The sequence below is a fragment of the Bacillus siamensis KCTC 13613 genome (assembly GCF_000262045.1).
In the GTDB taxonomy this organism is placed as follows: Bacteria; Bacillota; Bacilli; order Bacillales; family Bacillaceae; genus Bacillus; species Bacillus siamensis.
The window spans coordinates 1-424 of record NZ_AJVF01000011.1 but is presented as its reverse complement, the minus strand read 5'-3'; the positions used below and the strand labels follow the sequence as shown (position 1 = coordinate 424).

Annotated in this window: 1 protein-coding gene; it reads left to right on the top strand. The window is 58.0% G+C overall.

The window, feature by feature from the left end:
- On the top strand, positions 1–424 hold a 424-nt coding region (locus Y79_RS01000000119875), incomplete at both ends, for an AMP-binding protein (RefSeq protein WP_155816696.1).

The window sequence follows — 424 nt, the reverse complement described above, 5'->3', positions numbered from 1 at the left end:
TATTCCGGCGATGGTCAACAGCTTTTTAGATGCGCTGGAAACAGAGCCTGAGGAAACAAGAATTCGTCTCGGCAAAACCTTGACACGCGTGTTTGCCGGCGGGGAAGCTCTTTCACCGCTTACGGCTGCCCGGTTTGCCGATCTTCTGCCGGAGACCGCACTCATTCACGGCTACGGTCCGACAGAAGCGACGGTTGATGCGGCATTTTACGTCTGTGACCGAAAACGGGACAGCGGGCGGACAAGGCTTCCGATCGGAAAACCCGTTCCGGGTGCCCGTCTTTATGTGTTAGACGGCGGGGGAACCGTTCAGCCTGCCGGTGTTGCCGGAGAGCTGTACATCGCGGGGGCAGGGGTGGCTCGGGGCTATTTGAACCGTCCTGAACTGACGGAGGAGCGTTTTCTCGATGATCCGTTTTATCCG